Annotated in this window: 2 protein-coding genes; both read right to left on the bottom strand. The window is 47.6% G+C overall.

Going from position 1 to position 843, the window contains the following annotated elements; translation table 11 throughout:
- Window positions 1-154: 154 nt before the first annotated feature.
- Complete coding sequence (locus tag A3730_RS07310; RefSeq protein ID WP_063519554.1) at window positions 155-637, bottom strand: hypothetical protein; 483 nt, start codon at window positions 635-637, stop codon at window positions 155-157.
- A 42-nt stretch (window positions 638-679) separates the two neighbouring features.
- A complete protein-coding gene (locus A3730_RS30290) occupies window positions 680-841 on the bottom strand; it encodes an IS3 family transposase (protein ID WP_156501045.1) in 162 nt (53 codons plus the stop codon).
- Window positions 842-843: the final 2 nt, after the last annotated feature.

Genomic DNA, 843 nt, shown 5'->3' with positions numbered 1-843 from the left:
CTGTCAGTCGACCTCCAGCCTCGACAGCCTTACTAAAAATTTGCTCTCTCACATAGTGCCTCGCTATTTGGTTTATTCAGAAACATAACGCAGAGCTTTGCGGCAATTTTGGAGCAGCGAAGCGGTGGAAAAATTGTCCGGCAACAGCGACTTGTTATGAGTTTAGCTTAATAGTCTCAAAGATCTTGATGTACATAGGCTTATTTTCATCGTAATCCTTACGATCAGTTACCACGGTGACGCTGACAAAAGCCTTTCCAACTTCGACTGCTGCTACCGCGTAGTAGGTTGGAACAGACTCGCCCGGCCATACGCCTTCATACTCGCGTAATACCCCGGACTCAATTGAACGCACCTCAGTTTGCGGAGTATAAAAATCCTGTACGGAACTGAATCTGTATTCGGCAAACTCCTGCAAACTTCCACCTTCTTTGCTGTACGCGCTGGCGGTAATAGAAACTCTGCCATCGGGGCTAGAAATTGAAAGGTAGTCAGAGTTGGCGTTTTGCTGCCAGTCTGCGGGCGCCTGCACCTCAAATACGTCACCAGCAGAAGGATAGTATTTCATCTCCACTTCAGCACTTGCCACGGACGAGGCTCCTACCAACCCCAAAATGAGAGCTTTGAGTTTCTTCATACTGATTTACTCTGATCTTCCCCACCAAAAGTAGACACTGATTTACGCACACATCTTCAGGTATTCCTGCTCAACCGTGTTAGGGCTTTTATACCCCAGTGTGCTATGCCGACGGTGGCTGTTGTAGAACATTTCAATGTAGTCGAAGACGCAGGAGTACGCCTCTTTCTTATTCGATACATCCTCGGCATAAAGCGCTTCCACCT

The sequence above is a fragment of the Alcanivorax sp. HI0044 genome (genome assembly GCF_001634945.1).
This window is presented reverse-complemented; position numbering and strand designations above follow the sequence as displayed.

What these genes read in the sequence shown, in the direction of transcription:
- A3730_RS07310 (WP_063519554.1), bottom strand. Translation starts at nt 637, where the DNA reads ATGAAGAAACTCAAAGCTCTCATTTTGGGGTTGGTAGGAGCCTCGTCC.